22 protein-coding genes are annotated in these 20,580 nt (G+C 63.2%); 18 read left to right on the top strand and 4 right to left on the bottom strand.

Annotation, left to right across the window (positions count from 1 at the left end):
* The first annotated feature begins 11 nt into the window (after window positions 1-11).
* Window positions 12-782, top strand: coding sequence for a sulfite exporter TauE/SafE family protein (locus ACEN9G_RS12675; RefSeq protein WP_413336981.1), 771 nt, complete (start codon window positions 12-14; stop codon window positions 780-782).
* An 18-nt stretch (window positions 783-800) separates the two neighbouring features.
* Here the strand turns inward: ACEN9G_RS12675 and ACEN9G_RS12670 are convergent, their stop codons facing one another.
* Window positions 801-1,847 carry a DUF1176 domain-containing protein gene (locus tag ACEN9G_RS12670; RefSeq protein ID WP_413336982.1) on the bottom strand — a complete coding sequence of 349 codons (1,047 nt, stop codon included), beginning with the start codon at window positions 1,845-1,847 and terminating at the stop codon, window positions 801-803.
* A 146-nt stretch (window positions 1,848-1,993) separates the two neighbouring features.
* Between ACEN9G_RS12670 and mnmG the strand changes: the two genes are divergently transcribed.
* The 16 genes from mnmG (at window position 1,994) to ACEN9G_RS12590 (ending at window position 16,100) form a co-directional block, all read left to right on the top strand.
* Window positions 1,994-3,928 carry a tRNA uridine-5-carboxymethylaminomethyl(34) synthesis enzyme MnmG gene (mnmG, locus tag ACEN9G_RS12665; RefSeq protein ID WP_413336983.1) on the top strand — a complete coding sequence of 645 codons (1,935 nt, stop codon included), beginning with the start codon at window positions 1,994-1,996 and terminating at the stop codon, window positions 3,926-3,928.
* Window positions 3,925-4,572: a 16S rRNA (guanine(527)-N(7))-methyltransferase RsmG gene (gene rsmG, locus ACEN9G_RS12660; protein WP_413336984.1), complete on the top strand. Its 648-nt coding sequence runs from the start codon at window positions 3,925-3,927 to the stop codon at window positions 4,570-4,572. The genes mnmG and rsmG overlap by 4 nt, the downstream gene beginning before the upstream one ends.
* Window positions 4,573-4,688: 116 nt before the next feature.
* Window positions 4,689-5,459, top strand: coding sequence for a ParA family protein (locus ACEN9G_RS12655; RefSeq protein ID WP_036237197.1), 771 nt, complete (start codon window positions 4,689-4,691; stop codon window positions 5,457-5,459).
* Between the two features lie 18 nt (window positions 5,460-5,477).
* Complete coding sequence (locus tag ACEN9G_RS12650; protein ID WP_413336985.1) at window positions 5,478-6,362, top strand: ParB/RepB/Spo0J family partition protein; 885 nt, start codon at window positions 5,478-5,480, stop codon at window positions 6,360-6,362.
* Between the two features lie 414 nt (window positions 6,363-6,776).
* Window positions 6,777-7,121, top strand: coding sequence for an ATP synthase subunit I (locus ACEN9G_RS12645; RefSeq protein WP_056133835.1), 345 nt, complete (start codon window positions 6,777-6,779; stop codon window positions 7,119-7,121).
* Window positions 7,118-7,954, top strand: coding sequence for a F0F1 ATP synthase subunit A (atpB, locus tag ACEN9G_RS12640; RefSeq protein ID WP_371764107.1), 837 nt, complete (start codon window positions 7,118-7,120; stop codon window positions 7,952-7,954). The genes ACEN9G_RS12645 and atpB overlap by 4 nt, the downstream gene beginning before the upstream one ends.
* An 87-nt stretch (window positions 7,955-8,041) precedes the next feature.
* Window positions 8,042-8,284, top strand: coding sequence for a F0F1 ATP synthase subunit C (gene atpE, locus ACEN9G_RS12635; protein ID WP_056133842.1), 243 nt, complete (start codon window positions 8,042-8,044; stop codon window positions 8,282-8,284).
* Between the two features lie 73 nt (window positions 8,285-8,357).
* A complete protein-coding gene (locus ACEN9G_RS12630) occupies window positions 8,358-8,828 on the top strand; it encodes a F0F1 ATP synthase subunit B (protein WP_056133845.1) in 471 nt (156 codons plus the stop codon).
* A 2-nt stretch (window positions 8,829-8,830) separates the two neighbouring features.
* Complete coding sequence (locus tag ACEN9G_RS12625) at window positions 8,831-9,364, top strand: F0F1 ATP synthase subunit delta (RefSeq protein ID WP_413336986.1); 534 nt, start codon at window positions 8,831-8,833, stop codon at window positions 9,362-9,364.
* 75 nt (window positions 9,365-9,439) lie between these two features.
* On the top strand, window positions 9,440-10,975 hold the full coding sequence (gene atpA, locus ACEN9G_RS12620) for a F0F1 ATP synthase subunit alpha (RefSeq protein ID WP_413336987.1): 1,536 nt from the start codon (window positions 9,440-9,442) through the stop codon (window positions 10,973-10,975).
* A 65-nt stretch (window positions 10,976-11,040) separates the two neighbouring features.
* Window positions 11,041-11,922: a F0F1 ATP synthase subunit gamma gene (gene atpG, locus ACEN9G_RS12615; RefSeq protein WP_056133854.1), complete on the top strand. Its 882-nt coding sequence runs from the start codon at window positions 11,041-11,043 to the stop codon at window positions 11,920-11,922.
* Window positions 11,923-11,975: 53 nt separating this feature from the next.
* Window positions 11,976-13,379, top strand: coding sequence for a F0F1 ATP synthase subunit beta (atpD, locus tag ACEN9G_RS12610; RefSeq protein ID WP_105378643.1), 1,404 nt, complete (start codon window positions 11,976-11,978; stop codon window positions 13,377-13,379).
* A 25-nt stretch (window positions 13,380-13,404) separates the two neighbouring features.
* Complete coding sequence (locus ACEN9G_RS12605) at window positions 13,405-13,830, top strand: F0F1 ATP synthase subunit epsilon (protein WP_413336988.1); 426 nt, start codon at window positions 13,405-13,407, stop codon at window positions 13,828-13,830.
* A 334-nt stretch (window positions 13,831-14,164) separates the two neighbouring features.
* A complete protein-coding gene (locus tag ACEN9G_RS12600) occupies window positions 14,165-14,596 on the top strand; it encodes a CoA-binding protein (protein WP_413336989.1) in 432 nt (143 codons plus the stop codon).
* Window positions 14,593-15,429: a PPK2 family polyphosphate kinase gene (locus ACEN9G_RS12595; RefSeq protein WP_413336990.1), complete on the top strand. Its 837-nt coding sequence runs from the start codon at window positions 14,593-14,595 to the stop codon at window positions 15,427-15,429. Before ACEN9G_RS12600 ends, ACEN9G_RS12595 begins: the two co-directional genes overlap by 4 nt.
* 74 nt (window positions 15,430-15,503) lie before the next feature.
* A complete protein-coding gene (locus tag ACEN9G_RS12590; protein WP_413336991.1) occupies window positions 15,504-16,100 on the top strand; it encodes a glutathione peroxidase in 597 nt (198 codons plus the stop codon).
* Between the two features lie 208 nt (window positions 16,101-16,308).
* Here ACEN9G_RS12590 and ACEN9G_RS12585 read toward each other — a convergent pair whose 3' ends face one another.
* The 3 genes from ACEN9G_RS12585 to ACEN9G_RS12575 are packed head-to-tail and all read right to left on the bottom strand — an operon-like array spanning window position 16,309 to window position 19,533.
* Complete coding sequence (locus ACEN9G_RS12585; RefSeq protein WP_413337013.1) at window positions 16,309-18,153, bottom strand: chorismate-binding protein; 1,845 nt, start codon at window positions 18,151-18,153, stop codon at window positions 16,309-16,311.
* 20 nt (window positions 18,154-18,173) lie between these two features.
* Window positions 18,174-18,752, bottom strand: coding sequence for a nucleoid occlusion factor SlmA (slmA, locus tag ACEN9G_RS12580; protein WP_413336992.1), 579 nt, complete (start codon window positions 18,750-18,752; stop codon window positions 18,174-18,176).
* A 4-nt stretch (window positions 18,753-18,756) separates the two neighbouring features.
* The gene (locus ACEN9G_RS12575; RefSeq protein ID WP_413337014.1) at window positions 18,757-19,533 is read right to left on the bottom strand and encodes an HAD-IA family hydrolase; all 777 of its coding nucleotides are present in this window, start codon (window positions 19,531-19,533) and stop codon (window positions 18,757-18,759) included.
* A gap of 105 nt (window positions 19,534-19,638) precedes the next feature.
* Between ACEN9G_RS12575 and ACEN9G_RS12570 the strand changes: the two genes are divergently transcribed.
* Window positions 19,639-20,523 carry a TraB/GumN family protein gene (locus ACEN9G_RS12570; protein WP_413336993.1) on the top strand — a complete coding sequence of 295 codons (885 nt, stop codon included), beginning with the start codon at window positions 19,639-19,641 and terminating at the stop codon, window positions 20,521-20,523.
* Window positions 20,524-20,580: the final 57 nt, after the last annotated feature.

Genomic DNA, 20,580 nt, shown 5'->3' with positions numbered 1-20,580 from the left:
CGTGATTCATCATGTTCGATTTTGCCCTGCTGGCCGTCGCGGCCTTCGTTGCCGGTCTCGTGGATGCTGTCGTCGGTGGGGGAGGATTGATCCAGATCCCGGCGATGTTCGCCATGTTCCCCCGTGAGGTACCGGCGACGCTACTGGGCACGAACAAGCTGGCCGCGATGTTTGGCACGGCAGTCGCGGCCGTCAAATACTCGCGGCGCGTGACGGTCGCCTGGAGCACGGCGGCGCCGGCGGCCCTCGCCGCATTCGCGCTGTCGTTCATCGGTGCGTGGACGGTGACCCGCGTGCCGGGCGATTTCGTCAGGAGTCTGCTGCCGCTGGTCCTCGTCGCGGTGGCCGTGTACACGTACAAGAAGAAGGACCTCGGCGCCGTCCATGCGCCGTCCCACAGCGGCATGAAGGAGCGGCTGCTGGCGATGGGTGTCGGCGCCGCCATCGGTTTCTATGACGGCTTCTTTGGTCCTGGCACCGGCAGCTTCCTGATCTTCCTGTTCGTCCGCTTCTTCGGGTTCGACTTCCTCAGCGCGTCGGCGGCGGCGAAGATCGTCAACGTCGCCTGCAATATCTCGGCGTTGCTCTGGTTCGGCTACAGCGGCCATCTGCTGTGGCAGCTTGGCCTGCTGATGGCCGTGTGCCAGATCGCCGGCTCACTGGTCGGGACCAAGCTGGCGCTGAAGCATGGCAGCGGCTTCGTGCGCAAGCTGTTCCTCGCCGTTGTCGGGCTGCTGATCGTAAAGACAGCGTTCGACACGTTCAAGCGGCTGGGCTGGTGATTGTTTCACGTGGAACAGTCAACGCGACTTTCGGACGTTCGTCACGAGCGTCGGTAAATCCCATGCGCCACCGGGCGTGAACTGACGGCACATGCCGGATGTTTTGTCGGAGGTCTGGGCAAACGTGTGGCCGTCCCATGTCCAGGTCGCGGTTGCTACGCAGTCGGCAATGCCACGTCCTTTCTGGAACGAGGTAATGACGCCGTCATCGTAATCCGTGGCGGACGTGGTGACGGGGACGGCCGAGTAGGGCGGCTTCTTATTGACGACCCAGTAGCCGTCGCCCGTGTTGTACGCGGCGATCCGGCAGGTGTGCGATGCAAGCAGTTTGTCCTTCGTGAGCGGACGCACCTCGAGCTTGCCCGCCGATTCGGACGCCGAGTCCAGCAGTTCGCAATCGCCTTCCTTCACGGTCTTGCGCAATGCGGTTTTGATCTCGCGGGTCTGCGCCGGGGTAAGCTTGATGGGGTTCTTGTCCTGGCTGACCGGCGCCGCCTCGATCTCTGGCGCGGGCAATGGTGGCAGAACATTTGATTCTGGTTTGCTGCCCTTCCGCACCAATGCGCCAAGCGTATCGAGCCGGCCCTGGAATTCGTCCATCTTGAGCAGCACGGCATTAGCGCCCGCCGTCGAGATAGTCCATGTCGTGCCCTGGCCGGTCCAGGCGATGCGCCCGTCCTTCAGCAGGGCCGGCAGTAGTGCACGCATTTGCGCATCGGTCAGCGTGAGCGTGGACGATTTCGGTTCGATGCGGACGATGCCGACGGCGCGGCCGTCGATGCTCATCGCAAGCTGGTCGGGGGCCGGATGGCGTTCATCTTCCGCCAGCTGCAGCTCGACCTTGATCGGCTGGTGCGGTCCGGCAGCGCGCGTCAACAGGATGGTCGCGTTCGGACCGTCGTCTTCTTCATTGTAGCCGGCTGCGCGACAGGTTCTCGTGTTGTCACAGACAAGTTCCCAGTCCTTGTGGCTGAACGTGGTCGACGGCAGATCCGAGCGTGGATACGCGCTGACGGTCGCGCTGGCGGCAAGCAAAAGACAGGTGAGAGGACGACGTTTCGGCATCGCTGCAAGCTCGAGTGAGTGTGGCGAAAATCCTAACACGGCATTGTTTCACGTGAAACAAATCGTCGTTTTCGCGGCCGAGCCGAAGCCGCATGGAAAAAAGAATCTATAATCCCTTCTTAATCCTCCTCGCAACACACTCCATCATGCTATTTCCGACTGAATTCGACGTGATCGTCGTTGGCGGCGGCCATGCCGGCACCGAAGCGGCGCTCGCGTCTGCGCGCATGGGCCAAAAGACCCTGTTGCTCACTCATAACATCGAAACCCTGGGCGCCATGTCCTGCAACCCGTCCATCGGCGGCATCGGCAAGGGCCACCTCGTCAAGGAAGTGGACGCCATGGGCGGCGCGATGGCCATCGCCACCGACGAAGCCGGTATCCAGTTCCGTATCCTGAACTCCTCGAAAGGCCCGGCCGTGCGCGCCACGCGTGCCCAGGCCGACCGCATGCTGTACAAGCAGGCGATCCGCTCGCGCCTGGAAAACCAGCCGAATTTGTGGCTGTTCCAGCAGGCCGTCGACGACCTGATGGTCGAAGGCGACCGCGTCGTTGGCGCCGTCACGCAGATTGGCCTGCGCTTCCGTGCCCGCGCCGTCGTGCTGACCGCAGGTACTTTCCTTGACGGTAAGATCCACGTCGGTCTGCAGAATTACTCGGCCGGCCGTGCGGGCGATCCGCCTGCCGTGTCGCTATCGTCGCGCCTGAAGGAATTGAAGCTGCCGCAGGGCCGCCTGAAAACGGGCACGCCGCCGCGCATCGACGGCCGCAGCATCGACTTCTCCGTGATGACGGAACAGCCGGGCGACCTCGATCCGGTCCCCGTGTTCTCGTACATGGGCAATGCCGCGATGCACCCCAAGCAGCTGCCGTGCTGGGTCACCCACACGAATGCGCAGACGCACGACATCATCCGTAACGGCCTCGACCGCAGCCCGATGTACACGGGCGTGATCGAGGGCGTCGGCCCGCGCTATTGCCCGTCGATCGAAGACAAGATCCACCGCTTCGCATCGAAGGAGTCGCACCAGATCTTCCTCGAGCCGGAAGGTCTGACCACCAACGAGTTCTATCCGAACGGTATCTCGACGAGCCTCCCGTTCGACGTGCAGCTGGCCCTGGTGCGCTCGATGCGCGGCCTGGAAAACGCGTTCATCCTGCGTCCCGGCTACGCGATCGAATACGATTATTTCGACCCGCGCGGCCTGAAGGCGTCGCTGGAGACGAAGGCCGTCCAGGGCCTGTTCTTCGCCGGCCAGATCAACGGCACCACCGGCTACGAAGAAGCCGCGGCCCAGGGCATGCTCGCCGGTATCAATGCGGCGCTGCAGACGCAGGGCCGCGACGCGTGGACGCCGTCGCGCTCGGAAGCCTACCTCGGCGTGCTGGTCGACGACCTCACGACGCAGGGCGTCGCGGAGCCATACCGCATGTTCACGAGCCGCGCGGAATACCGTCTGTCGCTGCGTGAAGACAATGCGGACATGCGCTTGACGGAGATCGGCCGCAAGCTGGGCGTCGTCGGCGATGCGCAGTGGGAAGCGTTCGAGCGCAAGCGCGAAGCCGTCGCACGCGAACTGGAGCGCCTGCGCGCGACGTGGGTGAACCCGCGCATCCTTGCCGCGGCCGAGTCCGAACGCGTGATCGGTCAAGCGATCGAGCGCGAATACAACCTGGCGGACCTGCTGCGCCGTCCGGGTGTCGAGTACGACAAGCTGGTTACGCTGCAGGGTGTCGACGGCCAGGCGCTGGGCGGCCCGGGTGTGGAAGATCCGGCCGTGAAGGAGCAGGTCGAGATCCAGCTGAAGTATTCGGGTTACATCGACCGTCAGGCGCGCGAGGTCGAACGCCACGATCACTATGAAAACCTGAAATTGCCCGAGAACCTGAACTATCTCGAGATCGCGGCGTTGTCGATCGAAGTGCGCCAGAAGCTCGATAAGCAGCGGCCGGAAACGCTGGGCCAGGCCTCGCGCATTTCTGGTGTGACGCCGGCGGCCATTTCGTTGCTGCTCGTTCACCTGAAAAAGCGCGGCGCCAAAGGTTTTGGGAGTGTCCCGAACGAGGAATCGGCCGCATGAAGAATTTCGATCGAGCGGCCTTGTCCGCCGTGCTGGGCGAGGGGATCGCCGCGATGGGTCTCGACGTGAATCCGGCCCAGCAGGACAAGCTGATGAATTACCTGGCCCTGATGTTCAAGTGGAATGCGGTCTACAACCTGACGTCGCTGCGCGACCCGATGCAGATGGTCACGCACCATCTGCTGGACTCGCTGGCCGCCGTACCGGCCTTTGCGGCCGCGCAGAATGTGCTGGACGTGGGTTCGGGCGGTGGTCTGCCCGGCATCGTGCTGGCAATCGTGCGGCCAGACATGAAAGTGTCGATGATCGACACGGTCCACAAAAAAACGGCGTTTCTTACGCAGGTGAAGGCGGAACTGGGCCTGGCCAACGTCACGGTGTACACGGCACGAGTGGAGCAACTGCAGGTGAGCGACAAATTCGACGTCATCACCTCGCGTGCTTTTGCCGACCTGTCGGATTTCGTCAACTGGTCCTCGCACCTGCTGGCAGACGGCGGACGCTACATCGCCTTGAAAGGGGTGGCCCCGAAAGACGAACAGGAACGGCTGCCGGCAGAGTGGAAGGTCGACAAGGTGGAACCGCTGGACGTACCGAGGCTAGGCGCCGAGCGCCACCTGGTATTCATCGAACGTTCCACGTGAAACAATCCCGTCGAAGCATAAGCATATAAACTGTATAAACAGTTTATACCGTTAATATCATATAAATCGTATAAACCGTTTTAATGATATTAACCGTATGACTGATAAAGGCATACATGGCGAAAATTTTTTGCGTAGCAAACCAGAAGGGCGGGGTCGGAAAGACCACCACCAGCGTGAACCTGTCCGCCGGTCTCGCCAAGCTTGACCAGCGCGTGCTGCTGGTCGACCTCGACCCGCAGGGCAACGCCACCATGGGCGCGGGCATCAACAAGGCGGGGCTGACCTCGTCCATCTATGAGGTGCTGCTGGGCGAGGCCGACGTGGCCACGGCGCGCCTGCGCAGCGAAGCAGGGCGCTTCGACGTGCTGCCCGCCAACCGCGAACTGGCCGGTGCCGAAGTGGAGATGGTCGAACTGGAAAACCGCGAGCGCCGCCTGAAGGAAGCACTGGCGAAGGTCGACGCCGACTACGACTTCATCCTGATCGACTGCCCGCCCGCGCTGTCGATGCTGACCCTGAACGGCCTCGTGTCCGCGCACGGCGTCATCATCCCGATGCAGTGCGAGTACTACGCTCTTGAGGGCCTGTCGGATCTCGTGAACACGATCAAGAAGGTGCATGCGAACCTGAACCATGATCTGCGCATCATCGGCCTGCTGCGCGTGATGTTCGACCCGCGCATGACCCTGTCGCAGCAGGTGTCGGCCCAGCTCGAGCAGCACTTCGGCGACAAGGTGTTCAAGACAATCATCCCGCGCAACGTGCGCCTGGCGGAAGCGCCGTCGTACGGCATCCCGGGCGTCACGTTCGATCCGTCCTCGAAAGGCGCGCAGGCTTATATTGCCTTCGGCGCCGAGATGGTCGAACGCATCAAGACAATGTAACCAGAACCAGCATAAGTCATGGCAACCAAAAAACTCAAAGGACTCGGCCGCGGTCTCGACGCGCTGCTGGGTGGAGACGCTCCCGAGACGCCGGCCGCGCCAAGCGGTGCGCCGTCCCTGCTGCCGGTCGGTCAGATCCAGGCAGGCAAATACCAGCCGCGCACGCGCATGGACGACGGTTCGCTGGCCGAGCTTGCATCGTCCATCAAATCCCAGGGCATCATGCAGCCGGTGCTCGTGCGGCCGATCGACCAGTCGCCGTCCGGCGCGCGCTACGAGATCATCGCCGGCGAACGCCGCTTCCGCGCGGCCCAGCTGGCGGGCCTGGACGAGATCCCCGTCCTCGTGCGCGAAGTGGATGACCAGAACGCCGCCGCGATGGCGCTGATCGAAAACATCCAGCGCGAAGACCTGAACCCGCTGGAAGAAGCGCAGGGCATCGCGCGCCTGATCTCGGAATTCAGTTTTACCCACGAGCAGGCGGCGCAGGCCGTCGGCCGCTCGCGCAGTGCCGTGTCGAACCTGCTGCGCCTCGTGAACCTGGCGCAACCCGTGCAGACGATGCTGATGGCGGGCGACATCGACATGGGGCATGCACGCGCGCTGCTGGCCGTCGACGCGGCCAGCCAGATCGCACTGGCGAACCAGGTGATCGCCAAGCGCATGTCCGTGCGCGAAACGGAAAAGCTGGTCGCGCGCGCGCTGGAAGAGCAGAACGCGCCGCCGGCTGCCGCGCGCCAGAAGGAAAAGTCGGGCGACATCGTGCGCCTCGAGGAAGAACTGTCCGACCGCCTGGCGACGCCCGTCGTGTTCAAGATGGGGCCGAAGGGCAGGGGACAGATGATCATCGACTTCGCCGACCTCGACGTCCTCGACACCGTGCTCGCGCGCCTGCGCGCCTGACGCGGACACCCCCGCACCGATGCCGGGCTGCGCGCCCGGCATTCTTTTATCCACAACGGATGCACCACGGCGACGCGCCACGCACTCCCAGCGCACAGCGTCCTCACTGCCGCGGTGCAAATCGAGCACGTCGGTGAGCGTGCCCCTGGTCGCGTTACCAGACCGTACCGGCTGGTATATGCATGGCCGAAACTATCGGTTTACCTCGCTCAACAGTCGCAAATACACAACATTTCGTAGAAAATTTAACAGTTTCCAGGTAATTTATTTTGTCGTTTTTACACCCGATATAAGCAGGCGCGCGGAGCGAAGAGTTTGACTATGGCTCCGATAACACCTTATAATCCCGCTGATTCATGTAATTACCATACCGTTACACGGTTCCACCACGGCTGGCGCGAAAAGAACAGAAAAATGCTGCGCTTGGTCTCCCTGCAAATCCTGGCAACACTTGTGGCCGGCGTGATCGCCGGACTGCTTGGGGGGTGGGCTGCGATGTTTTCGGCGGTACTTGGCGGGATGTGTTGTGTCGTGCCCAATGGCATCATGGCGTTTCGCCTGTTCGCCAGTTCACAAAAAATGGGCGGTCCAAACCCTGCCACATTTTTCATCTGGGAATTTGTAAAGATTGCTTTAACGCTCGCGCTGCTGTACGCAACGGCGCGGCTGTACCACGGCCTGAACTGGCTGGCCCTGCTGGGCGGGTTCATCGTGGCGCTGAAAAGTTACATCATTTTATTATTTGGGCATAAACAATGACGAACACGGTAGAAACCGCGGCGGAGCATGCGCCAACCGCAAGTGAATATATCCAGCACCACCTCCACCACCTGACTGCAGGTCACCAGAGCTTCGTGGTCGATTTCCACGTCTGGAATATCGATACCATTTTCTGGTCGATCTTTGCCGGCGTGGTCGGCTGCCTGATCATGTGGCTGGCCGCGCGCAACGCTACCGCGGGTGTGCCGGGCCGTTTCCAGGCCTTCGTCGAAATGATCGTCGAGATGGTCGAAGACCAGTCGAAATCCATCATCCACGGTGACCGCAGCTTCATCGCACCGCTGGCCCTGACCGTGTTCGTCTGGGTTGCCCTGATGAACTCGCTGGACTTCCTCCCGGTCGACCTGTTCTCGTCCCTGTTCCGCGTCCTCGGCGTCGAGCACCTGTTCCCGACCCACCGCGTCGTCCCGACCGCCGACCTGAACGGCACCATGGGCATCGCGCTGGGCGTGCTGGCCGTGGTCCTGTACTACAACCTGAAAGTCAAAGGCGTCGGTGGCTGGGTGCATGAGCTGTTCGCTGCACCGTTCGGCATCTACATGGCTCCGTTCAACCTGCTGTTGAACATCATCGAATATGCAGCCCGTACCGTGTCGCTCGCTATGCGACTGTTCGGCAACATGTATGCCGGCGAGCTGTTGTTCCTGTTGATCGCCCTGTTGGGCTCCATGGCAACCGCGTTCGGCTTCGTCGGTCACGTGATTGCGGGTTCGGTCTGGGCGATCTTCCACATCCTGATCGTTGTCCTGCAGGCATTCATCTTCATGATGCTGACGCTGGTCTACATCGGTCAGGCCCACGAGAGCCACTGACAGACGCGATCGCAAGAACGAACAAGATAGTGGTAGTAAAGAAGTTGTAAATTTTTAATTTTTTAACATACTTTTGGAGTAAATCTAATGACTGACTATTCTTACGTTGCGCTGGCTTGCGGTCTGATCATCGGCCTGGGTGCAATCGGTGCCTGTATCGGTATCGCTCTGATGGGCGGCAAATACCTGGAAGCTTCGGCACGTCAGCCTGAACTGATGAACACCCTGCAGACCAAGATGTTCCTGCTGGCTGGTCTGATCGACGCGGCATTCCTGATCGGCGTCGGTATCGCCATGCTGTTCGCTTTCGCAAATCCGTTCCACGCCTAATCGAATCATTATTCGGTTCTGAACAGCCGAACCCCCCAGGTTCGGCATCCGTTTTTGTGAGAAGGAATACACCGTGAACTTGAATGCAACTTTGTTTGCCCAGTTCGTGGTCTTCTTCATCCTGGTTGTTTTCACGATGAAATTCGTGTGGCCGCCGCTGATGAAAGCGCTCGACGAGCGCGCCGAGAGGATCGCGAATGGTCTGGCAGCCGCCGACCGTGGCAAGGCTGAAATGGCCGCCGCAGAAAAGCGCATCGCCGCCGAACTGGCTGCAACGCGTGACGAAAGCACCAAGCGTATCGCCGACGCCGAAAAGCGCGCCGCAGCGATCATCGAAGAAGCCAAGCAGCAGGCATCCGTCGAAGCCGCACGCATCATCGAAGGTGCCAAGGCCGACGCGGAACAGCAAATCACCCGCGCGCGCGAAGAACTGCGTGGCCAGGTGGCTACCCTTGCCGTCGCCGGTGCCGAGCAGATCCTGAAGCGCGAAGTCAACGCAGCGGCCCACGCCGACCTGCTGAACCGCCTGTCGACCGAGCTCTGATCATGGCTGAACTCGCAACCGTCGCCCGCCCTTACGCCGAAGCCCTGTTCCGCGTCGCCCAGCAGGGCGACATGGCCGCCTGGTCGGCCACCGTCGCGGAACTGGCGCAGATCGGTGCCAATCCGGATGTGCAGGCTTTTGCTGCCAATCCGATCGTCACGCACGCACAGCTTGCCGATGCGATCGCGTCGATGGTCAAGTCGCCTTTGAGCCCTGAAGCGAAGAACTTTATTGCGATGCTGGCCGAGAACGGCCGCGTTGCCCTGCTGCCGGAAATCGGTGCCCAGTTTGCTGTGCTCAAGAACGCACAGGAAGGCGCCGCCGACGCGACGATCCACAGCGCGTTTGAACTTTCGGCCGACCAGCTCAACCCGCTGGTCGCCACGCTGGAAAAGAAATTTGGCCGCAAGCTGAACCCCACGGTCGTGGTCGATCCGTCGCTGATCGGTGGCGTGCGCGTGGTCGTCGGCGATGAAGTGCTCGATACCTCGGTCCGCGCGAAGCTGCAGCAGATGCACAACGCGCTGGTCGCCTGAGAATCGCTAGACAAGCACCGTCGCCGCGTCCAGGACTTGCCCTACGCATCAAGAAACTATTAGGAGTTAGCACTCATGCAACTTAATTCGTCTGAAATCAGCGAACTGATCAAGAGCCGCATCCAGGGCCTCGAAGGTCAGGCTGATGTTCGTAACCAAGGCACGGTGATCTCCGTCGCCGACGGTATCTGCCGCATCCATGGTCTGTCGGACGTGATGCAGGGCGAGATGCTGGAATTCCCGGGCAACACCTTCGGCCTCGCCATGAACCTCGAGCGCGACTCGGTCGGCGCCGTGATCCTGGGTGCCTACGAGAACATCTCGGAAGGCGACACCGTCAAGACCACGGGCCGCATCCTGGAAGTGCCGGTCGGTCCGGAACTGCGCGGCCGCGTCGTCAACGCACTGGGCCAGCCGATCGACGGCAAGGGTCCGATCGACGCCAAGCTGACCTCGCCGATCGAAAAGATCGCCCCGGGCGTGATCGCCCGTGAATCCGTGTCGCAGCCGCTGCAGACCGGTATCAAGTCGATCGACGCGATGGTGCCGATCGGCCGTGGCCAGCGCGAGCTGATCATCGGCGACCGCCAGACCGGTAAATCGGCTGTCGCAGTCGACTCGATCATCAACCAGAAGGGCCAGGGCGTCACCTGCGTGTACGTCGCAATCGGCCAGAAGGCTTCGACCATCAAGAACATCGTCCGCTCGCTGGAAGAGCACGGCGCGATGGAATACACGATCGTCGTCGCCGCGTCGGCGTCGGAATCGGCAGCAATGCAATACATCTCGGCCTACTCGGGCTGCGCGATGGGCGAATACTTCCGCGACCGCGGCGAAGACGCGCTGATCGTCTATGATGACCTGTCGAAGCAGGCAGTCGCTTATCGTCAAATTTCGCTGCTGCTGCGCCGCCCGCCGGGCCGCGAAGCATATCCTGGCGACGTGTTCTACCTGCACTCGCGTCTGCTGGAGCGTGCCGCACGCGTGAACGCCGACTACGTCGAGAAGTTCACGAACGGTGCCGTCAAGGGCAAGACCGGTTCGCTGACCGCACTGCCGATCATCGAAACGCAAGCGGGCGACGTCTCGGCATTCGTGCCGACCAACGTGATCTCGATTACCGACGGTCAGATCTTCCTGGAAACCTCGCTGTTCAACGCGGGTATCCGTCCGGCAATCAACGCGGGTATCTCGGTGTCGCGCGTCGGTGGCGCAGCTCAGACCAAGATCATCAAGGGCCTGTCCGGCGGTATCCGTACCGACCTGGCGCAGTACCGTGAACTGGCCGCGTTCGCGCAGTTCGCATCGGACCTGGACGAGTCGACCCGCAAGCAGCTGGACCGCGGTGCGCGCGTGACCGAACTGCTGAAGCAGAAGCAGTACTCGCCGCTGCCGATCTCGCTGATGGCCGCCTCGCTGTTCGCAGTGAACAAGGGCTACTTCGACAGCATCGACGTCAAGCGCGTGCTGGATTTCGAAGCGGGCCTGCATGGCTTCCTGAAGTCGAGCCACGGCGCGCTGCTGTCGAAGATCGAAGAGACCAAGGCACTGGACAAGGACAGCGAAGCAGCGCTGGCCGCCGCCGTCGCCGATTTCAAGAAGTCGTTCTAAGACCGGCTTATTGATGGATCTCGGGACGGGGGCTCTCCCCCCGTCCCCTTAAGGAGTAAGGGCTCATGGCAGCAGGCAAAGAGATACGAGGCAAGATCAAGAGCGTAGAAAATACGAAGAAGATCACCAAGGCGATGGAAATGGTCGCCGCGTCCAAGATGCGCAAGGCGCAGGACCGGATGCGCGCCGCCCGTCCCTACAGCGAGAAGGTCCGTAACATCACGGCCAACCTCGCCACTGCGAACCCGGAGTACACCCACGCGTTCATGGCGCAAGCCAAGGACGTCGAGGCGAAAGCCGTCGGCTTCATCGTCGTCACGACCGACAAGGGTCTGTGCGGCGGCATGAACACCAACGTGCTGCGCCAGGTGACGCAGAAGTCCCGCGAGCTGGAAAGCGCGGGCAAACGCATTGAAGCCGTTGCAATCGGCAATAAAGGTCTGGGTTTCCTGAACCGTGTCGGCGTGAAGGTCGTGTCGAGCGTCACCCAGATCGGCGACACCCCGCACCTGGAAAAGCTGATCGGCCCGATCAAGGTCATGCTCGACGCTTACCAGGATGGTCAGCTGGACGCGGTGTACCTGTGCTACACCAAGTTCATCAACACCATGCGCCAGGAACCGGTCATCGAGCAGCTGCTCCCGCTGCCGGCCGGTCACCTGGAAGCGGACAGCGGCGCCCACTCGTGGGACTACATCTACGAGCCGGACGCGCAAGTCGTGATCGACGAGCTGCTGGTCCGTTACGTGGAAGCGCTGATCTACCAGGCGGTGGCCGAGAACCTGGCGTCCGAGCAATCGGCGCGTATGGTGGCAATGAAGGCCGCGACCGACAACGCGGGTAACGTCATCGGCGAGCTGAAGCTGGTCTACAACAAGACCCGCCAGGCGGCGATTACCAAAGAACTCTCCGAGATCGTGTCGGGCGCAGCTGCGATCAGCAGCTGAGCGACGTAGCGACCTCACGAAACGACATTAAAACTATATCTGAAGGAACGAAAATGGCTGATGGCAAAATCGTTCAGTGTATCGGCGCGGTGGTTGACGTGGAATTCCCGCGCGACGCCATGCCGAAGGTGTATGACGCACTGAAAATGGAAGGCTCCGAACTGACGCTGGAAGTGCAGCAGCAGCTGGGCGACGGCATCGTCCGCACCATCGCGCTGGGCAGCTCGGAAGGCCTGCGTCGCGGCATGACCATCCAGAACACCGGCAACCCGATCATGGTTCCGGTTGGTCCGGCCACGCTGGGCCGCATCATGGACGTGCTGGGCAACCCGATCGACGAGCGCGGTCCGGTCAGCCAGGAACGCACCGCGTCGATCCACCGCACCGCCCCGGCCTACGACGAGCTGTCGCCGTCGCAAGACCTGCTGGAAACCGGCATCAAGGTGATCGACCTGGTCTGCCCGTTCGCCAAAGGCGGTAAGGTCGGCCTGTTCGGCGGCGCCGGCGTCGGCAAGACCGTGAACATGATGGAACTGATCAACAACATCGCCAAGGCGCACTCGGGTCTGTCCGTGTTCGCCGGCGTGGGTGAGCGTACCCGTGAAGGTAACGACTTCTACCACGAAATGGCCGATGCCAAGGTCGTCGATCTGGACAACCTGGGCAACTCGAAGGTCGCGATGGTCTACGGCCAGATGAACGAACCGCCGGGCAACCGTCTGCGCGTCGCGCTGACCGGCCTGACGATGGCGGAAGCGTTCCGTGACGAAGGCAAGGACGTTCTGTTCTTCGTCGACAACATCTACCGTTACACGCTGGCCGGTACCGAAGTGTCGGCATTGCTGGGCCGTATGCCGTCCGCCGTGGGCTATCAGCCGACGCTGGCCGAAGAAATGGGCCGCCTGCAAGAGCGCATCACGTCGACCAAGACCGGTTCGATCACCTCGATCCAGGCCGTGTACGTCCCTGCGGACGACTTGACCGACCCGTCGCCTGCCACGACCTTCGCCCACCTGGACTCGACCGTCGTTCTGTCGCGTGACATCGCCTCGCTGGGTATCTACCCGGCAGTCGACCCGCTGGACTCGACCTCGCGCCAGCTGGATCCGCTGGTCGTCGGCGAAGAGCACTACACGACCGCGCGCGCCGTGCAGGGCACCCTGCAGCGCTACAAGGAACTGCGTGACATCATCGCGATTCTGGGCATGGACGAACTGGCACCGGAAGACAAGCTGGTCGTCGCACGCGCGCGCAAGATGCAGCGTTTCCTGTCGCAGCCGTTCCACGTCGCTGAAGTGTTCACGGGCGCACCGGGCAAGTACGTCTCGCTGAAAGACACGATCAAGGGCTTCAAGATGATCGCGTCGGGCGAGCTGGACCACCTGCCGGAGCAGGCGTTCTACATGGTCGGCACCATCGAAGAAGCGATCGAAAAGGCCAAGAAGCTGGCTGCTTAAGAGCTAGCCTCTTCAAAGGACACTTATGGCAAATACCATTCACGTTGACGTCGTCTCGGCCGAAGAGCAGATCTTTTCGGGCGAAGCGGAATTCGTCGCGTTGCCGGGTGAAGCGGGTGAGCTGGGTATCTACCCGATGCACACCCCGTTGATCACGCGCATCCGCCCGGGTGCCGTGCGCATCAAGGTGGCGGGCCGCAGCGACGAAGAGTTCGTGTTCGTTGCCGGCGGCATCCTGGAAGTCCAGCCGAAAGGCGTGACCGTCCTCGCCGACACCGCGATCCGCGGTGCCGACCTGGACGAAGCGAAAGCCCAGGAAGCCAAGCGCAAGGCCGAAGAGCTGATGGTCAACAAGGACTCGCAGATCGACTACGCCAAGGCGCAAGCCGAACTGGCGGCGGCGATCGCCCAGCTGGCGGCCATCGCCAAGCTGCGTCATAAAGGACGCTGATCGCTCGTTTTTCGAGCGCTCAAAAGAAAGGCAGCCCCGGCTGCCTTTTTTATTGCCCAAATTCGGGGTCAGAGCACATTTATCGCGAAATTCGGGGTCAGAGTACTTTTTAGAACAATGGCTTCTGCGAATCAAAGCCCTGGTAAGCGATGCCGGTAGCCCGCCCGGCATGGCGACCCTTGCGCAAAGCGTTCTTCAGAACCATTGCTTAAAAATGTGCTCTGACCCCGAATCTTTGCCGAAATGTGCTCTGACCCCGAATCGGTATCCTGCGCCGTCTGATGATGCAAACCTGATAAGCTAGTGTCAACGACAAGACAAACTCAGGCTTAGCATGCGAACCATCGAACAAATCCTCCGCGCAGCCCGGACCGTGGCCGTCGTCGGGCTCTCGAACAAGCCCGAACGCGCCAGCCTGGAAGTCGCCAGCTACCTGCAGGAGCAGGGCTACCGCATCATCCCCGTCAATCCCGCCTACGCCGGCCAGGTGATCCTCGGCGAGACCGTCTACGCCACCTTGCAGGAGGCGGCCGACGCGCTGGCGTCGTCCGGCACGCGCATCGACATCGTCGATTGCTTCCGCAAGTCGGAAGAGATTCCGCCGATCGCCAAGGACGCCATCGACGTGCGCGCCAGCTGTCTGTGGATGCAGCTCGGCATCGAGAACCAGGTCGCCGCCGACCTGGCCCGCGCCGCCGGCCTCGACGTGGTCATGAACCACTGCATGCTGATCGAACACCGCAAGCTGGGAGAACAGGCCGCATGAGCATGCTGGAACGCTTCCGCGCGCCGAAAAACCTGGAACTGCGCGACAAGGATGCCGGCGCCACCCCGCTGCGCGACGACAAGAAGGGCAAGCTCAAGAATGGCGAACTCAAGGAGCGCGAGCGAGCGCTTACTGCCGAGCTGACGGCCGAAGTGGCCAAGCTGCAGGAAAAGCTGTACGCCGCGCGCGACCAGAAGCTGCTGCTGATCCTGCAGGGCATGGATACCTCCGGCAAGGATGGCACCGTGCGCGCGCTGTTCTCGCAGATCAATCCGATGGGCCTGCACGCCACCGGCTTCGTGGCCCCGACCGAGAAGGAAAAAGCCCACGATTTCCTCTGGCGCGTGCACGCGCGCGTGCCGGCCAAGGGAGAAATCGGGATCTTCAACCGCAGCCATTACGAGGACGTGCTCGTGCCGCGCATTCTCGGCACGCTGGACGGGATGGACCTCGAGCGCCGCTACGCCCACATCCGCGACTTCGAACGCATGCTGGCGGAGACGGGGACGGCGATCATGAAGGTCTTCCTGCACATCTCGAAAGACGAGCAGCGCGAGCGCCTGCAGGCGCGCCTGGACGACCCGGAGAAGCACTGGAAGTTCGACCCGGCCGACCTCACCGCGCGCGAGAAATGGGATGTCTACCAGGGCGCCTACGCCGACGCGATCAACGCGACGGACTGCGACCACGCGCCGTGGTACATCGTGCCGGCCGATTCGAAGACGCACCGCAACCTGATCATCGCGCACCTGATGCTGGAAACGATGCAGGGCATGAAGCTCGAATGGCCTCAGCCGAAGGCGGACATGTCGAAGGTAAGGATAGACAACTGAGTCGACGGCTGAGCCTGCCGGTCCGCGCCGATTGGCATAGAATGAAGATCCACCAACCCGTGCGATTTCCGACCATGTTCAAGTCCACCGCTTTGCTGCTTTCCCTCGGCGCCGCCGCGACGTTCTCCACGATGACGGCGGCACCCGCGCTGGCGCAGACCCCGGCCGCCCAGCCCGTCGCCCAGCCGGCCAGCTGCCCCGCCGTGCTGAAGCACACCTTCAACCGCCTGCAGGACGAAGCGCCGCAGGACCTGTGCCAGTACAGCGGCAAGGTCGTGCTGGTGGTGAACACGGCCAGCTACTGCGGTTTCACCAAGCAGTACGAAGGCCTGGAAAAGCTGTACGCGAAGTACGCGCCGCGCGGCCTCGTCGTGTTGGGCTTCCCGTCGAACGACTTTAAACAGGAAGACGCGGACGCGAAGAAGATCGCCGACCTTTGCTACAACACGTACGGCGTGAAGTTCCCGATGTTCACGAGCACCGTCGTCTCCGGAGATAAAGCCAATGCGCTGTATTCGGAGCTGATCAAGGCGACGGGCAACCAGCCCAAGTGGAACTTCAACAAATACCTGATCGACCGCAACGGCAAAGTCATCGATTACTTCCCGAGCAAGGTGACGCCGGAAGATCCTACCCTCGTCGGCAAGATCGAGCAGGCACTCAAAGGCTGAGCCCGCCAATCATCCCATCGTGGGCATTTTGATGCACATCAACGATTTTGTTGAGGTGGTTCAATAGACTGTCTTCATCGAATCCAAATGAAGAAGAGTCCCACGATGCACCTCCCCGCCTGAACGCCCGCAGCACCGAATCCCCGCTTCCTCCAAAAGCGTGCCGGCCGTAACTGGCCGGTTTTGGCCGGCCTCGTGCTGGCCCTTTTTACTTGCGCAGCACGGCGCGCAGCGGCCCGCGCAGCGCGTTGCAGACGACGATTTCCTGCGCACGCGCGAGGCTCGCGCGCGTGAGCGGGCATTCGATCGCGCCCCAGGCCGGATCGTCCAGCAGCACGCCCCGCATCACGCCGGGCAGCACGCCGGACGACAGCGGCGGTGTGTACCAGCGGCCGCCGATCTTCACGAACACGTTGCTGCGGCCGCCCTCCGTCAATTCGCCGCGCTCGTTGAAGAACAGCGTGTCGAAGGCGCCCGCGCTTTCCGCCGCGCGCCAGGCGGCGTCGTAGCGGCTGCGGATGCTCGTCTTATGGCGCAGGAAGACGTCGTGCGCGCGCGTGGGCGCGTCCGCCAGCAGCACGGCGACCGGTTCCTGCAAGGGCGCCAGCGCCCCCGTCTGCACGACGATCTCGCCGTCGGGACGCAGCGCGAGCCGCACGCGGTGCGGGGCGTCGTCCGGCAGCGCGGCACAGGCTTCCACCACGGCTGCACGCGCCAGGTCCGGCTTGAACGGATGGCCGAAATACGCGGCCGATGCACCCAGGCGCGCAAGGTGGCGTTCCAGGTGACGGCACCCGTCCGCGCGCGTGGCGTGGATGGTCTCGAAGATCTCGAAGTCGTTCGGCAGGCCCGTGAGGAAGCCGGCCTTGAGCCGGCATTCGGCAAACTCGGCGCCCGCGTCGCTGTCGTACACGATGCCCGCGCCCACACCGAGCTCTCCGTGCCGCACGCCGTTCTGTTCCGGCAGCAGGGTCAGCGTGCGGATCGGGACGGATAAACAGAAATCGCCGAACCGCGCATGCTGCAGCGTCCCGAACCCGCTGCCCGCCGGCGGATCGATCCAGCCGATCGCGCCCGTGTAGATGCCGCGCGCGGCCGGCTCCAGTTCGCGGATGATTTCCATCGTGCGGCGCTTGGGCGCGCCCGTGATCGAGCCGCAGGGATACAGGGCCGTGAAGATGTCCTGCAACGTGGTGCCCGGCGCGAGCTGGGCCTGCACGGTGGACGTCATCTGCAGCACGCTGCTGTAGCGCTTCACCTCGAACAGCGCGGGCACGCCCACGCTGCCGGTGCGCGCGATGCGTCCCAGGTCGTTGCGCAGCAGGTCGACGATCATGAGGTTCTCGGCGCGGTTCTTCGGATCGGCGGCCAGCTGCTGCGCGCGCACGGCGTTCACGACATCGTCGTGCAGGTCCGCGGGCGCCGTGCCCTTCATCGGACGCGCCAGCAGGCGGCCCGCGTCATGGCGCACGAACAGTTCCGGCGACAGCGACAGCACCGCGCGGCCATCCGGCAGGGAGACGAGGGCGCCGTAGGGCACCGGCTGGCGTGCGCGCAGGCGCGCGTACAGCTGCCTGATGTCGCCGAAGGCGTCGAAGCGGAGACGGTACGTGTAGTTGACCTGGTAGGTGTCGCCGGCCGCGATGTAGTCGCGGATGCGGTCGATGGCCTGGGCGAACGTGGCCTCGTCGACGTTGGCGCGCACGGCGCCGATGCCGGCCGGGCCACTGGCTTCGTCTGCGGCGAGCCACGCGTCGACCTGGTCCGCATCCAGCATCGTGTAGCGCTCGAACAGCAGCACCTGCGCCAGCGCCGCGTGCAGCTCGCGCGGTGCCGCGATGCCGAGCAACTGCTCGCCCAGTTCATAGGTCAGCACCGGCACGGCGTGCAGGCCGCGCGCGAGGGCGTCCTGGACGCCGTCCAGCAAGCGCGGCCAGTCTTCCACGTGCTGGCATGCCAGCACGCCCGCATAGCCCTCGTACAGGCGCGAGCGCGCCTGCGCATGGCCTTCGGGGCTCGCGTCATCGAGCAGGGCGAACACGGTGGCGTCCATGGCGCTCATGGCGATCGATATCAGGCGGCGAGGAGGAGGGCCAGCTGCAGCGGGCTGTTCTCGACAGGGTGCTGCTTGAAACCGCTCTTGGCGTAGCGGTGCCAGCGTCCCGTCACGTACGCGACGAGCATCCCGGCGCGCGCGGCCACGTCTTCCTCACGGCCGTGGCCCTGCGTGCTGGCCACGCGCAGCGCCTGCTTGAACGCCAGCTCGACCTTGTCGTAGAACTGGTTCATGCGCAGGACCAGGCGGTCGTCCTCGCCGACGAGGGCATCGCCGATCAGCACGCGCGTCATGCCCGGATTGCTGGCGGAGAACGACAGCAGGATCTGCAGCATCGCATGCGCCTGCGCGACGCCATTGTCCTCGCGTTCCGCGACCTGGTTGAACAGGGTGAACACGGTGCCCTCGATGAATTCGATCAGGCCCTCGAACATCTGCGCCTTGCTGGCGAAATGGCGGTACAGGGCCGCTTCCGACACCGACAGCCGGGCGGCCAGCGCCGCCGTGGTGATCTTCTCGCCCTTCGGGTGTTCGAGCATGGCCGCCAGGGCCTGGAGGATCTGCTGCTTGCGTTGGCCCGGCTTGGTGCTTGCCATGTTGTTAGAGGTTCTCCGTGTGATGTCTGGGGGCGAGCCGGTGCAGGTGCGCGGGCAGCCGAAGAACGGATTTTACTTTGACATCGACGTAACCGGGGCGTTTGACCATCTTCGGCAGGGGGGCTTTGCCGATCGGATCGCTGTAGCGCAGGTATTGCGTGACCCAGGCCGTGCGCAGGCCGAGCTGCTTGGCGCGCTTGAGGTTGATGAGCGTGTCCTCGACGAGGATGCAGCGCCGCGCCGACACGCCGTGGCGCCGCAGCAGGCGGCGCAGCATCAGCTTCGACGGCTTGGGATGCAGCCGGCCGTGCACGCGCATGTCCTCGATCGCGACGTGGTGGGCGAACTGGCGCTGCAGGTCGATGTGGCGCACGACGCCCGTCGAATACGCGGTGGGCGCGTTCGTCAGCAGGATCTTGCGTCCCGGCAGGCGGCGCAGCAGGCGCTCCAGGCCGCGCTCGTAGCGCACCAGCTCGTGCAGGGCGCCGATGTCGTGCGTCTGGCGCAGGAAGTCGGCCGCGTCGACGCGGTGGTGGCGGATCATGCCCAGCAGCGTCGCGCCGTAGCGCTTCCAGTAGCCGACGCGGGCCGCGTCGACGGTTTCCTGGCTCGCGGGCGTGACGCCGTCGCCGAGCACGCGCGCGATGTACGTGTTCATGTTGGCGCTGATCGCCGGAAAGATCGCGTGCGATGCATCGTGCAGCGTGTTGTCGAGGTCGAACAGCCAGACAGGCGAGGGGAGCTTGGACACGGTGGGAACGGAACGGACAAGGGAGTTCAGATTATATCGGCATGACGCAGCGCGTTTCTTCCTCTGATCCAGATCGCATGCCCGGCTGTCGGGCCGATCCAGAATGGGTCAAGGATGACTTCCGCGAGGATGCGTATGCGCCGCTTCTTCCACCTGATTCTGGTATGCCTGCTGGCCACGCCGCTGGCCCATGCGACCGACCGCGGTGCGCTGTTCCGGCTCACGCTGGACGGCCACGTGATGCATCTGTTCGGCACCTTGCACGTCGGCCTGCCGGACTTCTATCCACTCGAAGACCGCCTCACGGGCGCGCTGGCCGAGGCATCGACGCTGGCGCTCGAGATCGATCCCGACCAGCCGCGTGCCGACCTGCAGGACGCGCTGCGCACGTACGGCATGCTCGCGCCCGGCAATCCCGCCTACGACAGCCTGCCGCCCGAGCAGAAGCGGCGTCTCGACAGGCTGTTGCAGCAGGGGGGCCTCGACGCGTCATCGATGTTGAGCTTCAAACCGGTGCTGCTGGCGACGATGCTGACACTGGCCGAATACACGCGCCAAGGGTACCGGGTCGACCTGTCGAGCGATGCGTGGCTGGCCCGCCAGGCGCGCCGGCACCACGTCCGGGTGCTGGCGCTGGAATCGCTGGGCGGCCAATTGGCGCAGCTGGACCGCCTGCCGATGCCGGATCGCTGGCGGTTTCTGGAAGAAATGATGGACACGATCGAATCCGGCGCCCAGCGCACGGAGGCCCGGGAAGTCGTGCGGGCCTGGAGTACCGCGGACCGGCAGGCGCTCGACCGGATGGCGGAGCGGTGCGAGACGGACCGGAGCGTGTCAGGCCGCTTCGTGACCCAGGTGCTGCTGAAGGAGAGGAACGTCGGGCTGGCCGAGCGCCTGCTGCAATTGCTGCGTGCGGAAGACCGGACCGTGGCCGCGATCGGCGTGCTGCATTTATTGGGGACGGGGAGTGTGCCGGCTTTGCTTGAACAAAGCGGGGTGACGATCGAACGGGTCTACTGAGCCGTCATTCCCGGCATTGCCGGAAATGACTTCCCGCGCACGCGGGAACGGCGGATG

The organism is Massilia sp. Masssp94 (genome assembly GCF_059491305.1).
The sequence above is the reverse complement of the archived record's forward strand: the minus strand, read 5'-3'. Positions and strand labels throughout refer to the sequence as shown.